Consider the following 21,669-nt stretch of genomic DNA (forward strand, 5'->3'; position numbering starts at 1 on the left):
GCACTCAAGCGGGGATAAATCCCCTCGCCACAAAAGCCCGGCGATTTCTCTCGGCCTTTGCTCTGAAGCCTGGAGCGGTTGCTGATGAACCTCTCCGGCCCTTTCATCCGCCGCCCCGTAGCGACCATGCTCCTGAGCTTTGCAATCATGCTCCTGGGAGGTGTGAGCTTTGGCCTGCTGCCGGTTGCGCCGCTGCCGCAGATGGATTTTCCGGTGATCGTGGTCCAGGCCAACTTGCCGGGGGCCAGCCCCGAGGTAATGGCGGCGACGGTGGCTACGCCGCTCGAGCGTTCCTTCGGCGCCATCGCCGGGGTCAATACCATGAGCAGCCGATCCAGCCAGGGCTCTACCCGGGTGATCCTGCAATTTGACCTGGACCGCGACATCAACGGCGCGGCGCGGGAAGTGCAGGCGGCCATCAATGCCTCGCGCAACCTGTTGCCCAGTGGCATGCGCAGCATGCCCACGTACAAGAAGGTCAACCCGTCCCAGGCGCCGATCATGGTGCTGTCGCTGACCTCGGATGTGCTGGAGAAGGGCCAGCTCTACGACCTGGCTTCAACCATCCTGTCCCAGAGTCTGTCCCAAGTCTCGGGCGTGGGCGAGGTGCAGATTGGCGGCAGTTCCTTGCCAGCGGTGCGCATCGAACTGGAGCCGCAACTGCTCAACCAGTACGGCGTGGCCCTGGATGATGTGCGCAGCGCCATTGCCGACAGCAATGTGCGCCGGCCCAAGGGGTCGGTCGAGGACGCACAACGCATGTGGCAAATCCAGGCCAACGATCAATTGGAGAAGGCCAAGGATTACGAAACGCTGATCATCCGTTACCAGGACGGCTCAGTGCTGCGGCTCAAGGATGTGGCAAAAGTCACCGACGGCGTCGAAGACCGCTACAACAGCGGGTTCTTCAATGATGACGCAGCCGTGCTGTTGGTGATCAACCGCCAGGCCGGCGCCAACATCATCGAGACGGTCAACGAGATCAAGAACCAGCTGCCGGCGTTGCAGGCCGTGCTGCCGGCCAGCGTCAAGCTGAACCTGGCCATGGATCGCTCGCCAGTGATCAAGGCCACGCTGCACGAGGCGGAAATGACGCTGCTGATTGCCGTGGCCCTGGTGGTGCTGGTGGTGTTCCTGTTTCTGGGTAACTTCCGTGCCTCATTGATCCCGACCCTGGCGGTGCCGGTGTCCCTGGTGGGTACGTTTGCGGTGATGTACCTCTACGGTTTCTCCTTGAACAACCTGTCGTTGATGGCGTTGATCCTCGCCACTGGCCTGGTGGTGGACGACGCCATCGTGGTGCTGGAGAACATTTCCCGGCACATCGACGAAGGCGTACCGCCCATGAAGGCAGCCTACCTGGGCGCCGAAGAGGTGGGCTTTACGCTGCTGTCGATGAACGTCTCACTGGTGGCGGTGTTTCTGTCGATCCTGTTCATGGGCGGGATTATCGAGAGCCTGTTTCGCGAGTTTTCCATCACCCTGGCGGCGGCCATCGTGGTCTCGCTGGTGGTGTCGCTGACCCTCACGCCGATGCTCTGCGCTCGTTGGCTCAAGCCCCACGTGCCGGGGCAGGAGAATGGCTTGCAGCGCTGGAGCCGGCGCCTCAACGAGCGGATGGTCCGTGGTTACGCGCGCAGCCTGGACTGGGTGCTGCGCCACCGGCGCCTGACCTTGCTGAGCCTGCTGGTGACCATAGGGGTGAACATCGCACTCTACGTGGTGGTGCCGAAAACCTTCATGCCTCAGCAGGACACCGGGCAGTTGATCGGCTTTGTGCGTGGGGATGACGGACTGTCCTTCAATGTGATGCAGCCGAAGATGGAAATATTTCGTCGCGCCGTGCTCAAGGACGAAGCGGTAGAAAGCGTGGCGGGCTTCATCGGCGGCAACAACGGCACCAACAATGCCTTCATGCTGGTGCGCCTCAAACCGATCAACGAGCGCGGGATCTCCGCGCAGAAAGTCATCGAGCGCTTGCGCAAGGAGATGCCCCTGGTGCCGGGTGGCCGCTTGATGCTGATGGCCGACCAGGACCTGCAGTTTGGTGGTGGCCGTGAGCAGACCACCTCGCAGTATTCCTACATCCTGCAGAGCGGTGATCTGGCGTCGCTACGCCAGTGGTACCCCAAAGTCGCGGCGGCCTTCAGGGCCTTGCCGGAACTGACCGCCATCGACGCTCGTGACGGCGGCGGCGCCCAGCAGATCACGCTGGTGGTGGACCGCGATCAGGCCAAGCGCCTGGGCATCGACATGGACATGGTCACCTCGGTGTTGAACAACGCCTACAGCCAGCGGCAGATATCCACCATCTATGACAGCCTCAACCAGTATCAGGTGGTGATGGAGGTCAACCCCAAGTACGCCCAGGACCCGAGCACCCTCGAGCAGGTCCAGGTCATTACCGCTGACGGCGCGCGGGTGCCCCTGTCGACCATCGCGCATTATGAGAGCAGCCTGGAGGATGATCGGGTCAGCCATGAGGGGCAGTTCGCCTCCGAGGACATATCGTTCGATTTGGCCGAGGGTGTGACGGTGGAGCAGGGCACGGCTGCCATCGAGAGGGCGATTGCCAGGCTAGGGATGCCCGAAGACATCATCGCAAAAATGGCCGGCACCGCCGATGCGTTCGCGGCAACCCAGAAAAGCCAGCCGTTCATGATTCTGGGGGCATTGCTGGCGGTGTATCTGGTGCTGGGTGTGTTGTACGAGAGCTACATTCATCCGCTGACCATCCTGTCTACATTGCCGTCGGCCGGTGTCGGCGCACTGCTGTCGATTTACTTGTTGGGCGGCGAGTTCAGCCTGATCTCGTTGTTGGGCTTGTTCCTGCTGATTGGCGTGGTGAAGAAAAACGCGATCCTGATGATCGACCTGGCGTTGCAACTGGAGCGCGGCGGGCAGTCGCCGCAGGACTCGATCCGCAACGCCTGCCTGCTGCGCTTGCGGCCGATTCTGATGACTACGCTGGCGGCGATCCTCGGTGCCTTGCCGCTATTGCTTGGCGGTGCCGAAGGCTCGGAGATGCGCCAGCCGCTGGGCCTGACCATCATCGGCGGGCTGGTGTTCAGCCAGATCCTGACCCTCTACACCACGCCTGTGGTTTACCTCTATCTCGACAAACTGCGCCATCGCTTCAACCGCTGGCGCGGCGTGCGCACTGATGCTGCCCTGGAAACTCCGCTATGACCGACCGCTCGCTTTTCAATCTTGTCGCACCGTTGGCGACCGCCCGTGGCTCGCGGCTGCTGAGCCTGACGCTGTGCGTGGCGATGCTCAGCGCCTGCGCCATCGGCCCGGATTACCAGCGCCCAGCAGCCGTGGCGCCCGTGCAGTATAAGGAGGCTGAGGGTTGGCGCCAGGCCAATCCCAGCGACGCATTGGCCCGGGGTGCCTGGTGGGAGTTGTACGGCGATGCCCGGCTCAATGGCCTGGTGGAGCAACTCAACACCTCCAACCAGACCGTGGCCCAGGCCGAAGCCCAGTACCGTCAGGCCCAGGCCTTGGTTCGCAGTGCCCGGGGCGCATTTTTCCCCACCGTGGACCTGACCGTCGGTAAGAATCGCTCCAGCCAGGGCACCGGCAGCAGCAATTCGAGCCTGAGCAGTTCGGCCAGTGGTATCCGCGACACCTACAGCGCCCAGGCCGGTGTCAGTTGGGAGGCGGACGTCTGGGGCAAGTTGCGTCGCTCCCTGCAAGCCAATGAAGCCAGCGCCGAGGCCAGCTTCGCCGATCTGGCCGCCATGCGTTTGAGCCAACAATCTGAGCTGGTGCAGAACTACCTGCAATTGCGGGTGATCGACGAGCAGAAACGCTTGTTGCAGACGACCGTGGACAACTATCAGCGCTCGCTGAAAATGACCGAAAACCAGTACCGCGCCGGCGTATCCGGCAGGGATGCGGTGGCTCAAGCGCAGAACCAGCTCAAGACCACCCAGGCCGACTTGATCGACCTGATCTGGCAACGGGCCCAATTCGAAAACGCCATCGCTGTGCTGATCGGTCTGCCGCCGGCCGAATTCAACCTGGCAGAAACCCAGAACATTCCGGCGCTTCCACAAATCCCCGTGGCGCTGCCCTCGCAGCTGCTTGAGCGCCGGCCGGACATTGCCTCGGCGGAGCGCTCGGTGATGGCCGCCAATGCCAACATCGGCGTGGCCAAGGCCGCCTATTACCCGGACCTGACCCTGAGCTTGAGCGGCGGTTACAGCAGCAGTACCTATGATAACTGGGTGAGTGTGCCGAATCGCTTCTGGTCGGTGGGACCGCAACTGGCGATGACGCTGTTCGATGGCGGTCAGCGTTCGGCGGAAGTCGACCGCACCGTCGCGGCCTACGACCAGACGGTCGCTACCTATCGCCAGACGGTGCTCGACGGTTTTCGCGAAGTGGAAAACTACATGATTCAGCTCAAAGTCCTCGAGGACGAAGCCCGCGTGCGCCAAGAGGCCCTGGACGCCGCCCGCGAATCCTTGCGCCTGACCCAGAACCAGTACCGAGCGGGGCTGATTGCCTATCTGGATGTCGTCACGGTCCAGGCCACCGCGCTGAGTAACGAACGCAGTGTGCTGACCTTACAACAGAGCCGGTTGATCGCAAGTGTGCAACTGATCGCCGCGTTGGGCGGTGGGTGGGATGGGCAGATGCAGGCGAGTGAGAAACCCTGATCGAAGGTGACCCCTGTGGCGAGGGGATTTATCCCCGCTGGGCTGCGCAGCAGCCCCTAAATACTTCTGTCGCTGCTGTGTGCCAGGCACGATGCAGGGGCCGCTTCGCGCCCCAGCGGGGATAAATCCCCTCGCCACAGGGTTGATCTTCATGGCAGGTCGCCAGGTCCCGCTTTTGGCCGATGCACTGTCTACGACCCGGTGCGTGGACTTGTTATAGTTCAGGCCTCTTTTTCAGCCGGTAAAGGATCACTGCCATGTCGCAATACCAAGCGTTCACCGTCGAACTTGCAGACAATATCGCCCATGTGCAGATCAATCGACCGGACAAGATCAATGCAATGAACGCCGCGTTCTGGAGCGAGATCGTCGAAATCTTCCAATGGATCGACGATACCGACGAAGCGCGGGTGGTGGTATTGAGCGGGGCCGGCAAACACTTTTCCTCGGGCATCGACCTGATGATGCTGGCCGCCGTGGCCAATGACCTGGGCAAGGACGTCGGGCGCAACGCACGCCTGTTGCGCCGCAAGATCCAGCAGCTGCAAGCCTCGTTCAATGCCGTGGACAACTGCCGCAAACCGGTGCTGGCAGCGATCCAGGGTTATTGCCTGGGCGGCGCCATCGACCTGATCTCAGCCTGCGACATGCGTTATGCCGCCGAGGACGCGCAGTTCTCCATCAAGGAAATCGATATCGGCATGGCGGCCGATGTTGGCACATTGCAACGCTTGCCCCGGATCATCGGGGACGGCATGCTGCGTGAACTCGCTTATACGGGGCGCACTTTTGGTGCCGACGAGGCGCGCAGCATCGGCCTGGTCAATCGTGTCTACAGTGATACCGCCAGCCTGCTTGACGGTGTGATGGGCATCGCGCGGGAAATCGCCGCCAAGTCGCCGATCGCCGTGACCGGTACCAAGGAAATGATCAGCTACATGCGCGACCACCGCATTGACGACGGGCTGGAATACGTCGCCACCTGGAACGCCGCCATGCTGCAATCGACCGACCTGCGCGTGGCCATGGCCGCCCATATGAGCAAACAGAAACCTGAATTTCTGGATTGATTGATCATGATTTCACGCTGGACCACCGCAGTACTCGATACCGATCTCCCGGGGGGGTGGGCCGTGGCCCGCAGCCCGGAAGGCTTTCTGTTCGATGACAACGGCGCGCTGTTTCCCCGCGACTGGCTCAAGCGCCAAGACCTGTCGATCCTCGCCGAGCATGGCATTGGCCACCTGGATGGCGAGCCGGTCTATCTGCTGGAGCTGCACAGCCCACAGGACGTCCCCGGTTGCAACTGGAAGGGCCTGCGGGCCTTCATGCTCGAGGATGATCACACGCTGTACAAGGTCCTGGGCTATGCCGCGCAGATCGGCACCTGGGCTCGGGAGTGCCGTTTCTGCGGCAGCTGTGGCAAACGCATGAGCCAGATTGCCCGGGAACGGGCGATGTACTGCGATGCCTGTGACTTGCGGCATTACCCGCGGATTTCGCCGAGCATGATCGTGCTGATCACCCGTGGCGATGAAGTCCTGCTGGCCCGTTCGCCTCGCTTCGTCACGGGGGTCTACAGCACGCTGGCCGGGTTCGCCGAGCCAGGTGAGTCGGCCGAGGATTGCCTGATTCGTGAGGTGCGCGAAGAAGTCAGCATCGAGGTGAAGAACATTCAGTACGTCGGCAGTCAGTGCTGGCCGTTTCCCCATTCGATGATGCTGGGCTTCCACGCTGAATATGCCGGTGGCGACATCGTCAGGCAGGAAGATGAGATCGAAGATGCGCAGTGGTTCAACGTGCACAACCTGCCGCCGCTGCCGGCCTCGCGTTCCATCGCCCGCTACCTGATCGACCTCTATGTGGCGCGGCGCTTAGGCCATGCTGAACCAGTGCTGCCAGGCTAGACGCACGGTCAAGCCCAGCACCACGGTGATGAATACTGGTCGGATGAACTTCGCGCCGCCGCTGATGGCGGTGCGAGCGCCGAAGAACGCCCCCACCATCACCGACAGGCCCATACTCAGGCCGATGATCCAGTCCACTTGCCCCGAAAAAATGAACACCGACAGCGCCGCGATGTTGCTGACGAAATTCATGCTGCGGGCCACACCACTGGCCTTGACCAGATCGATGGGATAGAGCAGCAGGCTGCTGACCGTCCAGAACGCACCCGTCCCAGGACCGGCCACGCCGTCGTAAAAGCCCAGGCTGAAACCCTGGGGCGCTTGCCAGGTTTTCTTGATCGGCGCATTGCTGTCTAGCGGCGCCTTGGGCGTGCCACCGAACAACAGGTACAGGCCGCAGGCGAAAACAATCACCGGCAGCATCTTGTTCAGCCACTCGGCGGGCAGGTAATGGGCGACGATCGCGCCAACCAGGGCACCGATCAACGTGCCAACGAGGGCATGGGTCCACTGCCTTGGATGGAACAACTTGCGCTTGTAGAACGTGAAACTGGCTGTGGCCGAACCGAAGGTCGAGCTGAGCTTGTTGGTGCCCAGGACCAGATGGGGAGGCAAGCCGGCGGTCAGCAGGGCCGGGGTGGTCAACAGGCCACCTCCACCGGCAATGGCATCGATGAAACCGGCAATGAAGGCGACGAGGATAAGGATAGCGAGGGTGGTAAGGTCAACGCTGAGTTCGAAGGGCATGAAATGGGCTTATTTGGCAGGGTGCAGGTGGCTGCAGGGAAGGCCGGTATGTTACCCATAAATGGGGCAGGGCTGCGACTCCTCCAGGGTCCCTGAAATCCTCCGTGGCGAGGGAGCTTGCCCGCTGGGGTGCGAAGCAGCCGCCCAGAAGCCTTTGCACACCCATGTGCTCGTCGGGCGGAAGCTGGCCTTTAGACGAATTTTTTTTGAAATCAAGGGGTTGTCAGCCTAGGCAAATGAGTACATAATTGCGCCCATCGAACGCACTGGGACGTAAAAAATCTCAATGTTTTCAAGGAGATAGAGCTTCGTAAGCGTCTTGTTTCCTGATCAGGTTTGTACGCGGTTGATGTGGCTTTCTTGCATCAAACGTCTTGAGGCCGAATAGCAAAATGGTTATGCAGTGGATTGCAAATCCACCTACGCCGGTTCGATTCCGACTTCGGCCTCCACTTTAAAACAGCTCCGTAGATCCATGATTTACGGAGCTTTTTTATTTTTGGAGCGATGACAAGTTTTTGTCTTGAAAAGGACAGAAGCAACCTTGCTTCGCCGGGAAGGGATGTATATATTCCCCCTCTTGCTGCACCAGCCTCGACTGGACATCTGCCCCGCCGATGTCCATAGGCTTGAACGCGCTACCGCCCGAATGGCGAAACTGGTAGACGCATGGGACTTAAAATCCCCCGCTCGTAAGGGCGTGCCGGTTCGATTCCGGCTTCGGGCACCATCTAAAATCAAGGGTTTGCGAGCGAAAGCTGATGCAAACCCTTGTTCGTTTCTGGTCCGCTATTTTGGACCTTTGCTCGCAAATCGCGCATCTGAAAGTCAGCCTTCGCGACTCCGGCCGCCTTCCGGGCTTAAGCCCCGTCGGGGGCGATGGCTGGCGTATTGGCGTTTTATTCGGGAATGGTCTATTTCTTGATAGCTGGCATTAAGCTTGGATAAGGAAACTGATCTATTAATCTAGGTGTCTCGGTCTTTTAAGAGTCAAATCACTCAGTCTGTGCGGGTGGTTCATTTTAGCGTTGGACGCTGCGTGTAACTTAAATGGAGTTTTCTATGAAATTAATAGGGTTTCACGCTACTAGATCTGGGCATAGGGCATCCTTAACAAGCGGTCTAAAAGTCATGCCTGGGGCTTGGGATCATGCATCAGGAGGGGAGTTGGGAAGTGGTTTTTATGTAATAAGATCTTTTAAAAAAACACCGGCTCTTTATACTTATGGGTATGGGATTGCTTCTGCTGTTGTTCCTCCGGAGGGTGTTGATATATGGTCTGTATATTGTGCTCAGGAATTGGTCGATATGGAGAGCTTTGCGGTTCCGGAGGCTCAGCAGTGGCAGAACATACCTGCAGACTATTGCAATAATTATGATTGGCTGTCGAATGCTAGTGAAAACCCAGCTGTGCAGATTAAATTTAACCCTAGAGCTTATAGGTATCTAAAGATTGAGCTCACTCAGGTGTTAACTTTTCAACAGGCTGAGGATTTAGTGTTCGGTCCATGATTGATTTTGATGCGCGAGGCTTCGCGGTTACAGGTGATCTAAAGTTTGCGTGACATGTTTTCTGTTATCACGTATTCGTTTCGCAGCGGCGCGACTAGCGGAAGCGCAGCATCCAGGCCCAGGCCGTTCTGGGGGAGCAATGGCTGCATTTATTTTCATATCTCCCGCAGGCAAGATGAGTTCATGTGATTTCATTGAGTTCTGATAGGGTGGGTGGGGGCGCAACATAGACACGCTTGTAAGTGTAGTAAGGCGCCCTTTGCAATGTATTCTGTAGATCCGTTACGCCTTGGGCGGCTTTATCGAGTTCAATGATTTTCCCCTCTCCGCACGTTAAGGCGAAGTGCTCGCCGGTATCGCCAAACATTATGATTAGCGCCCGTTCCTCAGCCCTGTATCTGTTAGGCATGAACGGAGTGCCGTTACGACTCATATACCAGGCGAGCTTGCTAAAGCCAGAATCTTCATTTCCGGTTCCGGCTGTTTTTGTAATTGCTTTTACTATGTAATTTTTATTCCATAGGCCTGCATAGTATCCTGAAACAAGCAGTGACTCCCAACAGTTCATTGAAGTGGGTGGACGTTGGGTGGGGAGTGTGGGTTCGCTTTCCGATAAGGTCTCAGGCCCCTTTAGCCATGGATACAAAGGGATTCTGTTTTTCATGCCTGTTGGCAGATTAAGTACTAGCTGCACGCCCCATTTGGCATGGGTTGTCAATGTTTTCATTTCCGAAATCCACTTTTCTTTTTGTGCAAGATCCAGTGTCATTGGCATCGTTGAGGTCCCTCGGCGCGATGGGCGAATGAGTTGATTTATTTAAGAGTGCGAAGAAACTGTAGCTAAGAAATTAATCTTTTGTGGTCGTTGAACTAATTATTCTTTCCGAAGTGAGGATGGCAGGGCGTGATTCCCAGTCCGCTTTTGTAGGCGTTGCTCGGTCACCACCAAGCGGCGTTCACAACCTGCGCCGAAATGCCTCGAGAATCTCCCGCGTGCCCTTTTTCATTTGCAGTTGCGCGATGGCGTCCAGCGGATGCCAGAGGCAGTCGCTGATTTCGTTCTGTGGCCGGGCTGTCTTTGAATCGGTGACTGCGGCTTCGAACACGTGGTGTTCGGTTTCACCGTCGCTGATGCGCATCAGATAAAGCAGGTTATGCGCGTCCAGCCCGGTCTCTTCGGTCAACTCGCGCAGGGCCGCCCCGGCATGGGTTTCACCGCGCTCCACGGTCCCACCAGGCAATGTCCAGCGGCTGTTGGCCTTGCGCACGAGCAAGATGTGGCGATCTTCCTCGCAGATGACGGTCGCTCGAATTTTCATGGCCTTGCTCAATCAGTGACTGTCATTAAACTGAAATATAACTGCAATATTTGAGCCCGATGTCATACGGGCTGTCCACTACAGTTTTTACCGGGCGCCTCTCTGTACGACCGCGGCAATCGGCGAAAGACTGAACTTCATTTCATTCCCGCACTCGCTATCTGTCTGGACTGGGCATTAGACCGATCATCGCCTCGACTGAATCAGCTTGGAAAAAACGTATCCATGTTGGGTGGATAGCCAACCTCGGTTAGAGGGGAAGTGAGAAAGACATGACCACCGTTGAAGACTTCAAAATCAAATCCCACGAGCTTCTCGTGGAGCTGGACGCGGCCACGTCAGAAATGATGGCGCTCGTCGACGCACATCAAACGAGCGGGGTGAGTTGGGAGCAAGCCGTCCAGCGCCAGCATGACGCTTATGAACGGTGGGTCGCCTATCTGAATGAGCGGGGTTAGATGAAATTCCGGGTGTGGGGGAGGCGATGGCAGATTCTTTGAACGGACCGTCAGGGGGTATGCCTAAACCATAGACCTTAAGAGGATTGGACCATGTCTGAACTAGCCAGCTATTTCTGGATCGGCGTTGTGGTGCTTTTGCTGCTTGTGGATCTGTGGGCGATCATCAGTGTGTTTCGCAGTGACAAGACGGTCGGGACCAAAGCGGGCTGGGCGCTGCTGCTGATCATCTTGCCTGTGGTGGGCCTGGTCATCTGGGGCGTGGCCGGCCCTCGCGGTGTGAAGGAAGGCCCGTCGTCGCCAGAGCACAGCAAAGGCTAGGGAAGGGCCTTGACCGTTCATTGATTTTTCCAGCGCCCACCGGTGGTTTCGCAGTCTTTCTGTGCTTGCGCCAATAGTTCGGCGTCGTAGTAGTACCAGGTAACTTGCGCGTCGTTGGGAATGTTCGCCGACCCGCCGCTGCGGTCCTTGCTAGTTGAGCGTGGGTTGGCCAGGGCTTCCTGAGTCAGTCGAGCCTGGCATGTCGCCACATACCCCTCGGCGCAGCGTTCGACGGGGTTCTTCTGCGTACTCAGCGCACCTTTGCTTTCGTTGCTGCACGACCAGCCAATCGCCTCGGCTGGCACGCCTTTGTATTCGTAACAACTATGGGTTTCAATCTTCGGTATCGCTTGGCTCTGGGACCGAGTGATTACATCGCAGCCTTGCGCCATGGCGACGGCAGGGCTGGCACAGGCTATCAGCAGCAGGGTTCTGGCGTACATGGTGTTCTCCCTCTAGCGGCTTTGCTCCGATACATATCAATATCGAGGCACAAAGAACGCCCGCGTTCCATCGGTTTTCCAACCGGTAGAGCTTGAGGAAGAACCTGTGCAGCGCAATGCTTTAGCGGAACTTGGGCAATGGTCGCTCGGCGGGCTTGAGGGACGTCAGCGCGCTCTGGATAGAGGGGGCGTCTTTTTCGATGTCATTGAGACGATCCCGGATGCGCACGGCGGTAGGATGCCCGCCCTGATGATCGACCCAGTCAGCGATTTCCTTGCAGGCTGCCGCCAATCGTGCCTGACGCGATTCCAGCAAGGTGAGCACGGTGGTGATGGACTCTTTTTCAGACATGTCGCACCTCCATTGAGTGTGTATAGGGCACCACAAAACCCGCCAGCAGCGGGTTGTACCGATAATTAAGCGTAGTTGAGTTATTTCGGGTCAGGCGAAGAAAACGGCGCCCGGCCGGACGGCCGGTGCGCCGAAGAGGGGTTGCGGACTCAGCCTGACTCCTTTACCCAGGCCGGCGCGACACTGGCTCGCCAGCGCACGTCGGTAATACCGTATTTTTCTGCCAGTGGTTTTGACACCCGCTTGACCTTTTCCCTCCCGAATTTGGGGATGCGCCCGACACCCGCATCGCAACTGGCCCAATGCCAAGCTTCGGAATTGTTCATCACTTCGGCACGAATGATGAATGACTTGGGCTCGCCATGGAGCATGTAGTCGATGATGTAAAGCGATGGCCCGCCCATAAATCCTCCCTAATTAGTTCTATACGGATGGATGCAGAGGCGTGCGGAAAATTCCATCGGATCTCCAAACGGTCAAAAATCAGCGGGGCGGCGAGGCTCGCGGCCGGGAACCAAACCCGGTTAACCTTCTCCAAGCTGGGCTTGGGCATCAAGAGCCATGGATCGTAGGCGAGTCAGTGCGATCACCATAAAAGGCACACAATGAAAATCTTCGCCAGGGTGCTGTCTCTCGTAGCCCTTGCCAGCGTTTTGCTGGGGTGCATTAGCGCTCCCATCGAACTGACTGCGCAGACCGAACAACGCCTTCGCACGCAACCGCCGATCCGCTTTCTGCTGACGTTCGATGACGGGCCCAGCGCATCGTCTTTCTGGAATCCGAGCATGAGCGTGCTCGATGCCTTGGCGCAAAATCCGGTGCAGCCGGGGATCAAAGCAGTATTTTTCGTGCAGACGCGAGCATCGCGGGCCGGTGGCAGTGATATCGGCCGTTCGGTGATGCGTCGTGAACAGCGAGAAGGACATGTGCTGGGCTTTCATACCGCGACCTCCGGGCACAGCAACCACCGGTTCCTCAGCCCTGATGAACTGGAACAGTCGCTGCTCAAGGGGAGCGCCGACATTGCCGCCATCACGGGGGCAGCTCCTGGCCTGGTGAGGCCGCCGTTCTGGAGCTACGACACCCGCACCTTCGCGGCCTACCGACGTCATGGCCTGCACATGTTGCTCACCGATCTGAGCGCCAATGACGGCAAAGTCTGGGGCATCACGGCCAGTCCGAGACGGCGAATCAACCTCATACGTCAGCTCAGCGAAGTGCGCGAACGTATCGCCATCGGACAGATACCTGCCGTTGATGGGGTCATTCCGGTGGTGGTGACCTTTCATGATCTCAATCGCTACACCGCACGACACGCCCGGGAATACCTGCAGATTCTGCTCGACGCTGCCCAGGCAACTGCGGTGAAGATCGACACCAAGCCATTTTATGACGACCGTCAGGCGCTTGAGCGAGCAGCGCTTGCTCGCACCGTCAAAGACGGCACCGAGCCGGTGCAACTGCCTGGGTTATGGAACAGACTGTGGGGTTCGGGCTCACCCTGATGGGCATGTCGCTCCCGGAATTACGACGTCCGGTTGATGCCCTGGTGCCAACTGAGTGTAAGGTAAAGGGCGTATCTCAGGTTTATCTAGCAGGAGGTAACTATGAGTGCTGCGATGCTAACGAAAGTACACATCAACGGTTACGACGTACTCAGTGTGAACAGCGGCCCATGGAGGGTCTGCACCCAGGTGGACCGGCTTGGCTCCTTTGCTTCCCGTGAGGAAGCGCTGGCTTACGCGGCGGCGTTGCCGGTGCGCAGAAACCGAAGCGATCGATCGGTTAACACTAAATAGCCCCGCCCAGACGGTCGTGTTCGCAGGTCAGAGTTGGCTGCACGCGCGCAACCCAGAAGGATGCTGCACGCAGCCAACTCGCTCCAGTGGTTCAGGTATTGGCCAGTTCCAGCGGGATCTCCAGGGTGAACAAGGCCCCTTGACCAGGCCCATCGCTCTGGGCGTAGAGACGGCCATTCATTTCAACTGCGGCCAGAGCACAGCTGTGCAAGCCAAATCCATGGCCGTCCTTGCGGGTCGTGAACCCGTGGTTGAAGATTCGAGCCTGGTTCTGCGGCGCAATACCCTCGCCTCGATCCTTGACGCTGAGGCGTAACGTGCTCTCGGCGACGATCTGGATCCCCAGCGTCATTTCCCGTGGATGCCCGGAAACATTCGACATTGCGAATTTGGCGTTGCTGATCAGGTTAATCAGAATCAGCAGCAACCGGTGCTTGTCTCCCAGGATGGTGGGGATGTCCTGAAAATCCTTGATGACCGTGACATGGTGCCGGCTCAGCGCGCCTGAGTTCATGCGCAACGCATCTTCGAACAGATCCCTGACATTGAGCGGCTCGATCAGTCTCGCGGCGCCAGCGTAGGTTTGTTGGGTGGCGACGATTTCCTTGATGTGGTCAATGCTCTTGGTCAGTTGTGCCAGCTCGTCAATGAGCAGTCCCTGTTCGGCATTGATGGACTCGACCAGCTCATTGAAATAGCGAGGCAACAATTTGCCTTTTTCATCCAGGGTGATGAAACGGCCCAAATCCTCAGCATGTTCATTCATCATTTTTACCGCTTTGCCCAGACCGAGCGTCTTGCTGTTTTTCAACTTGCGGGTCACCAGGTCCGCCGAAATATTCACGCTGTTGAGAACGTTCCCCACGTTATGCAACACGTTTGTCGCGATCTCGGCCATTCCCGCCATTCGCGCCGCCTCCACCAGCTCACGTTCGGCCTGCATCAACTCGCGAGTGCGATCTTCCACCCGTTCTTCCAGCCGTTCGTTGGAGGATTGCAGTTCCTGGTTAATCTGAGTGATGAGCGCGGAACTGCGAACCAACCGCGCGACAAGGTAGATCATCAAAATCGCCATGAGGCCGGCGCTCACAGCCAGATAGATATGATATTGGCGCTCGGTTGCGGCGGTCCTGCGTTGGGTTTCGTTCAACAGCTCGTTAATACTGTCCAGCTCTTGGGCGACCGGGATAACACTGATGCGGTCAATAAGGTCATTGACGATCGGCTGGTCCCGGATAATGGATTCAATATGTTGTGTCAGCGTGGTAAAGGACGGCAGGTAGGATGGGGGCAGTAGGGCGATGTATTGCTCCAGCGCATGAAGTTGGCTCTTTACCTCTTCGGCCTTGTCCGAGGTGACATACAGGGCGTACTCAAGCGTTGTCAGAGTCAGGTCAAGGACACTGGAGGTAACCTCTAAACGGTTTATCGGAGTGCCGGCGTCTATCTCCCTGAGCCGTGTCTGGATGTCGTCCTCGGCAAGTGGCAGCGCATCCAGAGCGGCGCGTAAGTGGGTGTTGTGTTGCTGGAACTGCTCCACCAGCAGGCTTTTGTTCTTTACCGCCTCCACATAGCCTTGGCGCCTGGACGCCCAAAGGGCCGCCAAAGGGCCGGAATTATTGAGCTGCTCCAACTGCTCCCATCGACTGGCCGCTTCAGGTGGCGGGGTCAGCGACAGGTTGTTGTTGATGCCGATCTTCTTTCGCAGGATTTTGACGTTCCAGTTGGCGTCGGCCTGTTTGAGTTGCCGGATGAAGTCCCGGGACTCGAAATAGGTGGAGGCGTCGTAGGTGTAGGATTTGATTAAAAAGAATATCGAGGCCGAGAAAACCACCAGCGCGACGGCCAATAAAGCAGGCCATTTATATTTTTTGATGAGCTGGGTCACGCGGTCCTCCCGTCCAGGCGGTTGATTGGCGAAATGATTGGGGAAACCGGTGAGTGCCCAAAGCAGGGCGGGTTTTCAGGGCGTGGGATGATGGGGGAAATGCTGATGGGGTGGCTTGCAGGTGGCGCGGGTCTGTTTTTGCCTGGGTACACGTTGAGCTCCCTGCTAACGGTGATCTTAAATACCTCGATAGCGTGAGTGTAGCGCTAACGAGTCAGCGCGATGTACGTGGCCATAGGTGGACCGAAGCGCGGGAAAACAACAGGCGATACCTGGGCGGTGCGGGAGGGCACCTGATTTCGAGGAAGGGCTGAGCGTTGCGAGGCTGATTTCCAAGCGTCAGACGCAAAAAAGCCCTGACTGATCAGGGCTTTTTTGTATAAAGATGGCGGAGGCGATGGGATTCGAACTCATGGACCTGTTACAGTCGACGGTTTTCAAGACCGTTGCCTTAAACCACTCGGCCACACCTCCGTATTGCGTTGCGGGCGCCATAATACCCGAATGAAACACACTGTCAAACTCTCTACGTAGCTTGTTACAGAGCGTCTGTTATCATCCTTGCCACTGAATGTTTCAAAACCGGAGGAGTGTCGCCATGCGCGAACAGGATTACGCAGTGAACAACAGCGTGCAGGCTGAGCAGCTAGAGGTTAGCCGCGTCCTGCGCAACACTTATGGCCTGCTGGCTCTCACGCTCGCTTTCAGCGGTGTGATGGCCTTCGTTGCACAACAGATGCGCGTCGGCTACCCGAACATCTTCGTGGTGCTGATCGGTTTCTACGGTCTTTTCTTCCTCACCAACAAGCTCCGCGATTCGGCCTGGGGCCTGGTTTCGGCCTTCGCCCTGACCGGCTTCATGGGCTTTCTGCTCGGCCCGATCCTCAACCGCTACCTGGGCATGCAGGGTGGCGCCGAAGTGGTCAGCTCGGCATTCGCCATGACCGCGCTGGTGTTCGGTGGTCTGTCGGCCTACGTGCTGATCTCGCGCAAGGACATGAGTTTCCTGAGCGGCTTCATCACCGCCGGTTTCTTCGTGTTGCTCGGTGCGGTAGTGGCCAGCTTCTTCTTCCAGATCAGCGGCCTGCAACTGGCAATCAGCGCCGGCTTCGTGCTGTTCTCGTCGGTCTGCATCCTGTATCAGACCAGCGCGATCATCCACGGCGGCGAGCGCAACTACATCATGGCGACCATCAGCCTGTATGTATCGATCTACAACCTGTTCGTCAGCCTGTTGCAACTGTTCGGCCTGATGGGTCGCGACGACTGATAACATGCATGATATGGAAAGCCCGCTTCGGCGGGCTTTTTTTCGTCCCCGATTTTTCGTTATGGCCAATGGCCCGCAAAAAAGCCGCATCGGGATGGCGGCTTTGAATAATTGATCTACAACTATGACAAGGGATTGCATTGCCAGGGGCGGCATGAGGTAAACCGGTCAACCACCGCGCGAAATGTTCGCCACATTCTCCCCCGATATCGTTCGCATTCGGCTACCCGAGCCAGGTCTGACTGCGCCCGTTTTTCAGGTGCCAAGGAGGTGTACGCGCATCACTGAGTGTTAACCGTGAGCCGGCCGGGCACGCGCCCTGGCCCAATAACAAGGAAGCCCTGCGCATCAATCAGGAGATCGATGACTTTGGCAGGCGTTGTCCCTATAAGGAGATACCGATGATTCAGTCCCACGCAAAGATCGTTGCACTCATGGCCTTGGCGGGCGGTTTGCCCATGGCCAATGCCGGCACCTTCCCTGATTTCGGCTTCGCCCCTCCCAAGAGTGAATATTCCGGCCCTGCGTTCCAGCTCAGCCAGAACTATCCCGCCACAGCCCCTGGCGCCGCATCGATGCCGGCGTTCTTCAAGAATCTGCCCACAACGCGCAGCAACGATTTTGAAACCTGGCGAGCCTACATGGAGGGCGTCAAGCAATATTGTCTGGAGGGCAACGCCGAGACCAACTGGAATGTGCAGAAGAACACCGTGCGCCAGTGGTATCACATGCCTTGGCAGCATTACGGGCCGAGCGGGCGTGAAGGCATCCATGGGCTGACCCGAGAGGCGCCCATTCAGCCTAAACAGCTCGCTCACACACAGTTGGAGTCTGGCCAGACTTATGCGGTGGGGATCTATAACGATATCGGTGCCTATACCATCGGCCAGGTCTGGAAAGACCCACAGAACCCTGACCCGAGCTTCACGTCAAAGCCCAAGAGCTTCCCCAACGGCACCGTGGTGTGTAAGGCGTTGTATGCGGACATCGATGTCAATTCGGTGCCGTCGTTGGCCAATCCCTTGCTGCTGGATGCCTACACCGCCGTCACGTTTACATCCACTGATCGCGTCGTGAAAAAAGTCGCACTGATCCAGATGGACATTGCCGTGCGTGACACGCGTGTCAGCGAGACCGGCTGGCTCTTTGGGACCTTTCAGTACAACGGCATCGATAAGAGCAAAGGCGACTGGGAAAACCTGGTGCCGGTCGGAATCATGTGGGGGAACGACCCTGAAGTGACCAGCAGCGAGTTCACCAATCCGACCCCGACAGAAACCAAAATCAACCCAGCGTTGAAGCAGACCGCGATCAATGCCAATGCCAAGGAACTGCCGCCGACCCACCTGGGTTGGAACGGACGCCTCAATGGGCCGGTGGACAACCCCCAGGCTTCGTGCCTGAGCTGCCACATGACCGCTGAATACCAGCAACTGGCGATCATGAACCCGACCTTCCAGGCCGATCCGCCGGCGCCGGGCACTGAAGAGTGGATGCAATGGTTCCAGAACATCCCCGCCGGCCAACCCTTTACGCCAGGGACCCAAAGCACGGACTACAGCCTGCAATTGTCCGCGGCTTTGGCCAACTTCTATGACTGGAAATGCAACCACAGTGGCGTCTATGCCGACGGCAAGAATGCTTGCGAAAAAATCGTGCCGCTAAAACTGATGAAAGCGAGCAATGCGCCTCAGGATGAGGTGAAAAAAGTGCAGCGCAGTCCTGAGCTGGAAGACCTCGAGTAGTCTGGATCCCGGCCTCGGATGACACCGAGGCCGGGGCAGGCTCATGCCATGGGCGGCAGTCGCCGTTTGACCGGGGTCTTCTTGACGATGGCGGTGTTGGTTTCTGCCAGAACATTGAGCTTGTCCAGCAAGGTGTCCAGTTGCTCCATCGAGCGCACATGCAGGCGGGCGATGAAGCAGTCATCGCCAGTGACCTTGTCACATTCGGTAAATTCAGCGATGGCCTGGATCTGCCGTTCCACTTCCTGCAACTGCCCCGGTAGCGGGCGAATACGCACAATCGCCTGGAGTTGGTAGCCGAAGCACTTGGGGTCCACTTCAACGGTGTATGCCCTGAGCACGCCGCGCTCTTCGAGCCGGCGAAGGCGTTCGGCGACGCTGGGGGAGGACAGGCCGCTCAAGTTTGCCAGGGCCTTGAGGGAACGTCGGGAGTCCTCCATCAGGGCGCTGATGAGGATCTGGTCGATGTCGTCAGTCATTTTCCGCTCCGTTAGGCCAATGCCCGAAGTTGCCTTGATAAAAAAGGTCAAAAGCCAGTTTAGCCTTTTTCCTGCCATGGAGAATCGCCCCTTCGGCTCGGCATACTGTGCCCACTTGCTGAAGGAGCCTGAAGATGGACAAGACCTTACGTCGCGGTTCGCTGGAAATGACCACCGCCATGTTGATTTCCGGAACCATAGGCTGGTTCGTGCTGATTTCCGGTGTGCCGGTGCTGGACGTGGTGTTCTGGCGCTGCGTGTTCGGTGCTGCGACCTTGCTGCTGATTTGCGCCGGTTTCGGCTTCTTGCGTCCGGGTATCCTGACGCGCTCCACCTTCCTGCTGGCGGTGCTCAGTGGCGTGGCGATCGTGGGCAACTGGGTGCTGCTGTTTGCTTCGTACTCCCGCGCCTCGATTGCCATAGGTACGGCGGTGTACAACGTTCAGCCGTTCATGCTGGTGGGGTTGGCAGCGTTGTTGCTGGGGGAAAAAATCACCGCCCAAAAGCTGTTCTGGCTGGCGGTGTCGTTCCTCGGCATGTTGGCCATCGTCAGCGCCCACGGTGAGCAAGGGCAGGGGGGCGGAGATTATCTGACGGGTATCGCTCTGGCGCTGGGCGCTGCCTTGCTGTACGCCATTGCGGCGTTGATCATCAAACATCTGACCGGGACACCGCCGCACTTGATCGCGCTGATCCAGGTCAGCACCGGTGTGTTGCTGTTGGCACCTTGGGCGAACTTTTCGGCGTTGCCTCAGCAGCCTGAGGCCTGGGCTAGCCTGGTAACCCTGGGCATGGTTCATACCGGCGTGATGTACGTGTTGTTATACAGCGCGATTCAACGGCTACCCACCGCAGTGACCGGCGCGTTGTCGTTCATCTACCCGATCGCGGCGATTTTCGTCGACTGGTTCGCCTTCGGTCATCGCCTCGAGTTGCTGCAGTGGCTGGGTGTGGCAGCGATCCTGCTGGCGGCAGCCGGCATGCAGCAGGGCTGGGGCATCAAGGTGCGCCGTCCAGCCCTGCCATAACCCATCCTTCGGCGCGGGTCAGAAGATGTAGTCGGTGGTCAGGAAGTTAGAGTCCCGCCCGCGGATGATGTCGCTGATCAGCGTCTTGTTGCTGTCCTGGAACTTGGTCGCCACCAGCGTGCGGATCGAAAAGGTGCGCAGCGCATCGTGGACCGACAACGTGCCCTCGGCCGAGTTTTTCCGGCCATTGAACGGGAACGTGTCCGGGCCTCGCTGGCATTGGGCGTTGATGTTGATGCGTCCGACCTGGTTGGCGAAGATGTCCACCAGTTTGCCGACTTCGGCCGGGTTGTTGCCGAAGATGCTCAGCTGTTGGCCGAAATCGGACTCCAGCACGTAATCGACCACGGTATTGAGGTCGCGGTACGGCACGATGGGGACGACCGGGCCGAACTGTTCTTCGTGGTAGACCCGCATTGCAGTGTTCACCGGATAGAGCACGGCCGGATAGAAGAACGAGCCGCGGGATTCGCCGCCGTGTTCATTCATCACCTCTGCGCCTTTGGCGACGGCATCGGCCACCAGAGCATGCAGATAATCGACCTTGCCCGCCTCGGGCAGCGGTGTCAGTGCCACACCGTCTTCCCACGGCATGCCAGGTTTCAGGGCGGCCAGCCTAGCGTTGAATTTCTCGATGAATGCCGGTGCCAGGTCTTCGTGGACAAACAGGATTTTCAGTGCTGTGCAGCGCTGGCCATTGAAGGACAGCGAGCCGGTCAGCGCCTCGCTGACGGCGTTGTCCAGGTCGACGTCCGGCAGCACCAGGCCGGGGTTCTTGGCGTCCAGGCCCAGGGCGGCACGCAAACGGTGCGGGCGCGGATGGAGTTTTTTCAGATCGCTGGCCGCTTTGTTGGTGCCGATGAAGGCAAAGATGTCGATCTTGCCGCTGGCCATCAGCGCGCTGACAGTTTCCCGGCCGCTGCCGTAAATCACATTGATCACACCGGCCGGGAAGCTGTCGCGAAACGCTTCCAGCAGCGGCCGCACCAGCAGTACGCCGAGCTTGGCCGGCTTGAAGACCACGGTGTTGCCCATGATCAATGCCGGAATCAACGTGGTGAAGGTTTCGTTCAGCGGATAGTTGTAGGGCCCCATGCACAAGGCCACGCCCAGCGGCACGCGACGGATCTGGCCGAGCGTATCCTGTTCCAGCTCGAAGCGGCTGGAGCGGCGGTCCAGTTCCTTGAGGGCGTTGATGGTGTCAACGATGTAATCGCAGGTGCGGTCGAATTCTTTTTGGGAGTCCTTGAGGTTCTTGCCGATTTCCCACATCAGCAGTTTGACTACCGCCTCGCGTTGCTCACGCATGCGCGCCAGGAAAGCCTCCACATGGCGGATGCGTTCAGCAACGCGCATCGTTGGCCACTGGCCCTGGCCGCGGTCATACGCGCGTACGGCTGCGTCCAGGGCGGTGAGTGCGGTCTGAGCATCCAGCAGTGGTGTGCTGCCCAGTATCACTTGCTCGTCCCCCTGCGGGCCTGCCAGGTATACCGGGCTGCGAACAACTGCCAGCGGTCCTTGCCAGGTTTGCAGCACGCCATCGATCAGGTATTCGCGCTGCTCGATCTGTCCCTCGAGGCGGTAGGCCTGCGGAACATCGGCAGCGCTGGGAAACAGGTTGGCGAAGAGGTTGGCTTGGGTCATGTCGTTACTCCATCAATGAAATGAGCCATGGGCTGACGCTTTCAGGCGTAAATCGCTTTTAGGGTTATACGCCCAAATGGCGGTGCTTTT

Annotated in this window: 20 protein-coding genes and 3 tRNA genes; 13 read left to right on the forward strand and 10 right to left on the reverse strand. The window is 58.3% G+C overall.

Going from position 1 to position 21,669, the window contains the following annotated elements:
* Nucleotides 1-84: 84 nt before the first annotated feature.
* The 4 genes from BM132_RS03070 (at nt 85) to nudC (ending at nt 6,574) form a co-directional block, all read left to right on the forward strand.
* Nucleotides 85-3,189 (forward strand): efflux RND transporter permease subunit, encoded by a 3,105-nt coding sequence (locus BM132_RS03070; protein WP_092453160.1) that lies wholly within the window; start codon nt 85-87, stop codon nt 3,187-3,189.
* Nucleotides 3,186-4,667: an efflux transporter outer membrane subunit gene (locus tag BM132_RS03075; protein WP_092453163.1), complete on the forward strand. Its 1,482-nt coding sequence runs from the start codon at nt 3,186-3,188 to the stop codon at nt 4,665-4,667. The genes BM132_RS03070 and BM132_RS03075 overlap by 4 nt, the downstream gene beginning before the upstream one ends.
* 257 nt (nt 4,668-4,924) lie before the next feature.
* On the forward strand, nt 4,925-5,737 hold the full coding sequence (locus BM132_RS03080) for a crotonase/enoyl-CoA hydratase family protein (RefSeq protein ID WP_092453166.1): 813 nt from the start codon (nt 4,925-4,927) through the stop codon (nt 5,735-5,737).
* A 6-nt stretch (nt 5,738-5,743) separates the two neighbouring features.
* Nucleotides 5,744-6,574 (forward strand): NAD(+) diphosphatase, encoded by an 831-nt coding sequence (gene nudC / locus BM132_RS03085; protein WP_092453168.1) that lies wholly within the window; start codon nt 5,744-5,746, stop codon nt 6,572-6,574.
* Here nudC and BM132_RS03090 read toward each other — a convergent pair.
* Nucleotides 6,542-7,321 (reverse strand): TSUP family transporter, encoded by a 780-nt coding sequence (locus BM132_RS03090; RefSeq protein WP_092453171.1) that lies wholly within the window; start codon nt 7,319-7,321, stop codon nt 6,542-6,544. The genes nudC and BM132_RS03090 overlap by 33 nt on opposite strands.
* A gap of 378 nt (nt 7,322-7,699) precedes the next feature.
* Between BM132_RS03090 and BM132_RS03095 the strand changes: the two genes are divergently transcribed.
* The 3 genes from BM132_RS03095 to BM132_RS27765 all read left to right on the forward strand — a co-directional run bounded on the left by BM132_RS03095 (nt 7,700) and on the right by BM132_RS27765 (nt 8,833).
* A tRNA-Cys gene (locus BM132_RS03095) sits at nt 7,700-7,773 on the forward strand.
* A gap of 191 nt (nt 7,774-7,964) precedes the next feature.
* A tRNA-Leu gene (locus BM132_RS03100) sits at nt 7,965-8,051 on the forward strand.
* A gap of 332 nt (nt 8,052-8,383) precedes the next feature.
* Nucleotides 8,384-8,833 (forward strand): hypothetical protein, encoded by a 450-nt coding sequence (locus tag BM132_RS27765; RefSeq protein ID WP_143071636.1) that lies wholly within the window; start codon nt 8,384-8,386, stop codon nt 8,831-8,833.
* A gap of 181 nt (nt 8,834-9,014) precedes the next feature.
* Here BM132_RS27765 and BM132_RS27770 read toward each other — a convergent pair whose 3' ends face one another.
* Together BM132_RS27770 and BM132_RS03115 are read right to left on the reverse strand one after the other, a co-directional pair.
* The gene (locus BM132_RS27770; RefSeq protein ID WP_143092313.1) at nt 9,015-9,608 is read right to left on the reverse strand and encodes a hypothetical protein; all 594 of its coding nucleotides are present in this window, start codon (nt 9,606-9,608) and stop codon (nt 9,015-9,017) included.
* A 181-nt stretch (nt 9,609-9,789) separates the two neighbouring features.
* Entirely contained in the window at nt 9,790-10,152 is a 363-nt protein-coding gene (locus BM132_RS03115; RefSeq protein ID WP_092397836.1) for an NUDIX hydrolase, read from the reverse strand.
* A 272-nt stretch (nt 10,153-10,424) separates the two neighbouring features.
* On the opposite strand from BM132_RS03115, the gene BM132_RS03120 reads away from it, so the two are divergent.
* Complete coding sequence (locus BM132_RS03120; protein WP_092397838.1) at nt 10,425-10,610, forward strand: hypothetical protein; 186 nt, start codon at nt 10,425-10,427, stop codon at nt 10,608-10,610.
* A 93-nt stretch (nt 10,611-10,703) separates the two neighbouring features.
* Nucleotides 10,704-10,931 (forward strand): PLD nuclease N-terminal domain-containing protein, encoded by a 228-nt coding sequence (locus BM132_RS03125; RefSeq protein ID WP_092397840.1) that lies wholly within the window; start codon nt 10,704-10,706, stop codon nt 10,929-10,931.
* Between the two features lie 17 nt (nt 10,932-10,948).
* On the opposite strand, the gene BM132_RS03130 is transcribed toward BM132_RS03125, so the two are convergent.
* From BM132_RS03130 to BM132_RS03140, 3 genes are all read right to left on the reverse strand, one after another.
* Nucleotides 10,949-11,374 (reverse strand): hypothetical protein, encoded by a 426-nt coding sequence (locus BM132_RS03130; RefSeq protein ID WP_092453177.1) that lies wholly within the window; start codon nt 11,372-11,374, stop codon nt 10,949-10,951.
* Between the two features lie 121 nt (nt 11,375-11,495).
* Entirely contained in the window at nt 11,496-11,726 is a 231-nt protein-coding gene (locus BM132_RS03135; protein ID WP_047226593.1) for a hypothetical protein, read from the reverse strand.
* A 149-nt stretch (nt 11,727-11,875) separates the two neighbouring features.
* Complete coding sequence (locus BM132_RS03140; RefSeq protein WP_047226592.1) at nt 11,876-12,130, reverse strand: DUF6555 family protein; 255 nt, start codon at nt 12,128-12,130, stop codon at nt 11,876-11,878.
* 201 nt (nt 12,131-12,331) lie between these two features.
* On the opposite strand from BM132_RS03140, the gene BM132_RS03145 reads away from it, so the two are divergent.
* Nucleotides 12,332-13,231 (forward strand): polysaccharide deacetylase family protein, encoded by a 900-nt coding sequence (locus tag BM132_RS03145; RefSeq protein WP_092453180.1) that lies wholly within the window; start codon nt 12,332-12,334, stop codon nt 13,229-13,231.
* 385 nt (nt 13,232-13,616) lie between these two features.
* On the opposite strand, the gene BM132_RS03155 is transcribed toward BM132_RS03145, so the two are convergent.
* Together BM132_RS03155 and BM132_RS03160 are read right to left on the reverse strand one after the other, a co-directional pair.
* Nucleotides 13,617-15,413: a DAHL domain-containing protein gene (locus BM132_RS03155; protein ID WP_092453186.1), complete on the reverse strand. Its 1,797-nt coding sequence runs from the start codon at nt 15,411-15,413 to the stop codon at nt 13,617-13,619.
* 386 nt (nt 15,414-15,799) lie between these two features.
* Nucleotides 15,800-15,887 (reverse strand) — tRNA-Ser (locus BM132_RS03160).
* 124 nt (nt 15,888-16,011) lie between these two features.
* On the opposite strand from BM132_RS03160, the gene BM132_RS03165 reads away from it, so the two are divergent.
* Together BM132_RS03165 and BM132_RS03170 are read left to right on the forward strand one after the other, a co-directional pair.
* Nucleotides 16,012-16,683, forward strand: coding sequence for a Bax inhibitor-1/YccA family protein (locus BM132_RS03165; RefSeq protein WP_039588756.1), 672 nt, complete (start codon nt 16,012-16,014; stop codon nt 16,681-16,683).
* A gap of 401 nt (nt 16,684-17,084) precedes the next feature.
* The gene (locus BM132_RS03170; RefSeq protein ID WP_092453190.1) at nt 17,085-18,428 is read left to right on the forward strand and encodes a hypothetical protein; all 1,344 of its coding nucleotides are present in this window, start codon (nt 17,085-17,087) and stop codon (nt 18,426-18,428) included.
* Between the two features lie 41 nt (nt 18,429-18,469).
* Here BM132_RS03170 and BM132_RS03175 read toward each other — a convergent pair whose 3' ends face one another.
* Complete coding sequence (locus tag BM132_RS03175; protein ID WP_047226583.1) at nt 18,470-18,907, reverse strand: Lrp/AsnC family transcriptional regulator; 438 nt, start codon at nt 18,905-18,907, stop codon at nt 18,470-18,472.
* A gap of 134 nt (nt 18,908-19,041) precedes the next feature.
* Here BM132_RS03175 and BM132_RS03180 point away from each other — a divergent pair, with 134 nt between their 5' ends.
* Nucleotides 19,042-19,935, forward strand: a complete 894-nt coding sequence (locus BM132_RS03180; protein ID WP_092453194.1) for a DMT family transporter — start codon at nt 19,042-19,044, stop codon at nt 19,933-19,935.
* 18 nt (nt 19,936-19,953) lie between these two features.
* On the opposite strand, the gene BM132_RS03185 is transcribed toward BM132_RS03180, so the two are convergent.
* Nucleotides 19,954-21,579: an NADP-dependent glyceraldehyde-3-phosphate dehydrogenase gene (locus tag BM132_RS03185; RefSeq protein WP_092453196.1), complete on the reverse strand. Its 1,626-nt coding sequence runs from the start codon at nt 21,577-21,579 to the stop codon at nt 19,954-19,956.
* Between the last annotated feature and the right edge of the window lie 90 nt (nt 21,580-21,669).

Source organism: Pseudomonas sp. NFACC45 (assembly GCF_900113505.1).
GTDB classification, from domain to species: Bacteria; Pseudomonadota; Gammaproteobacteria; order Pseudomonadales; family Pseudomonadaceae; genus Aquipseudomonas; species Aquipseudomonas tehranensis.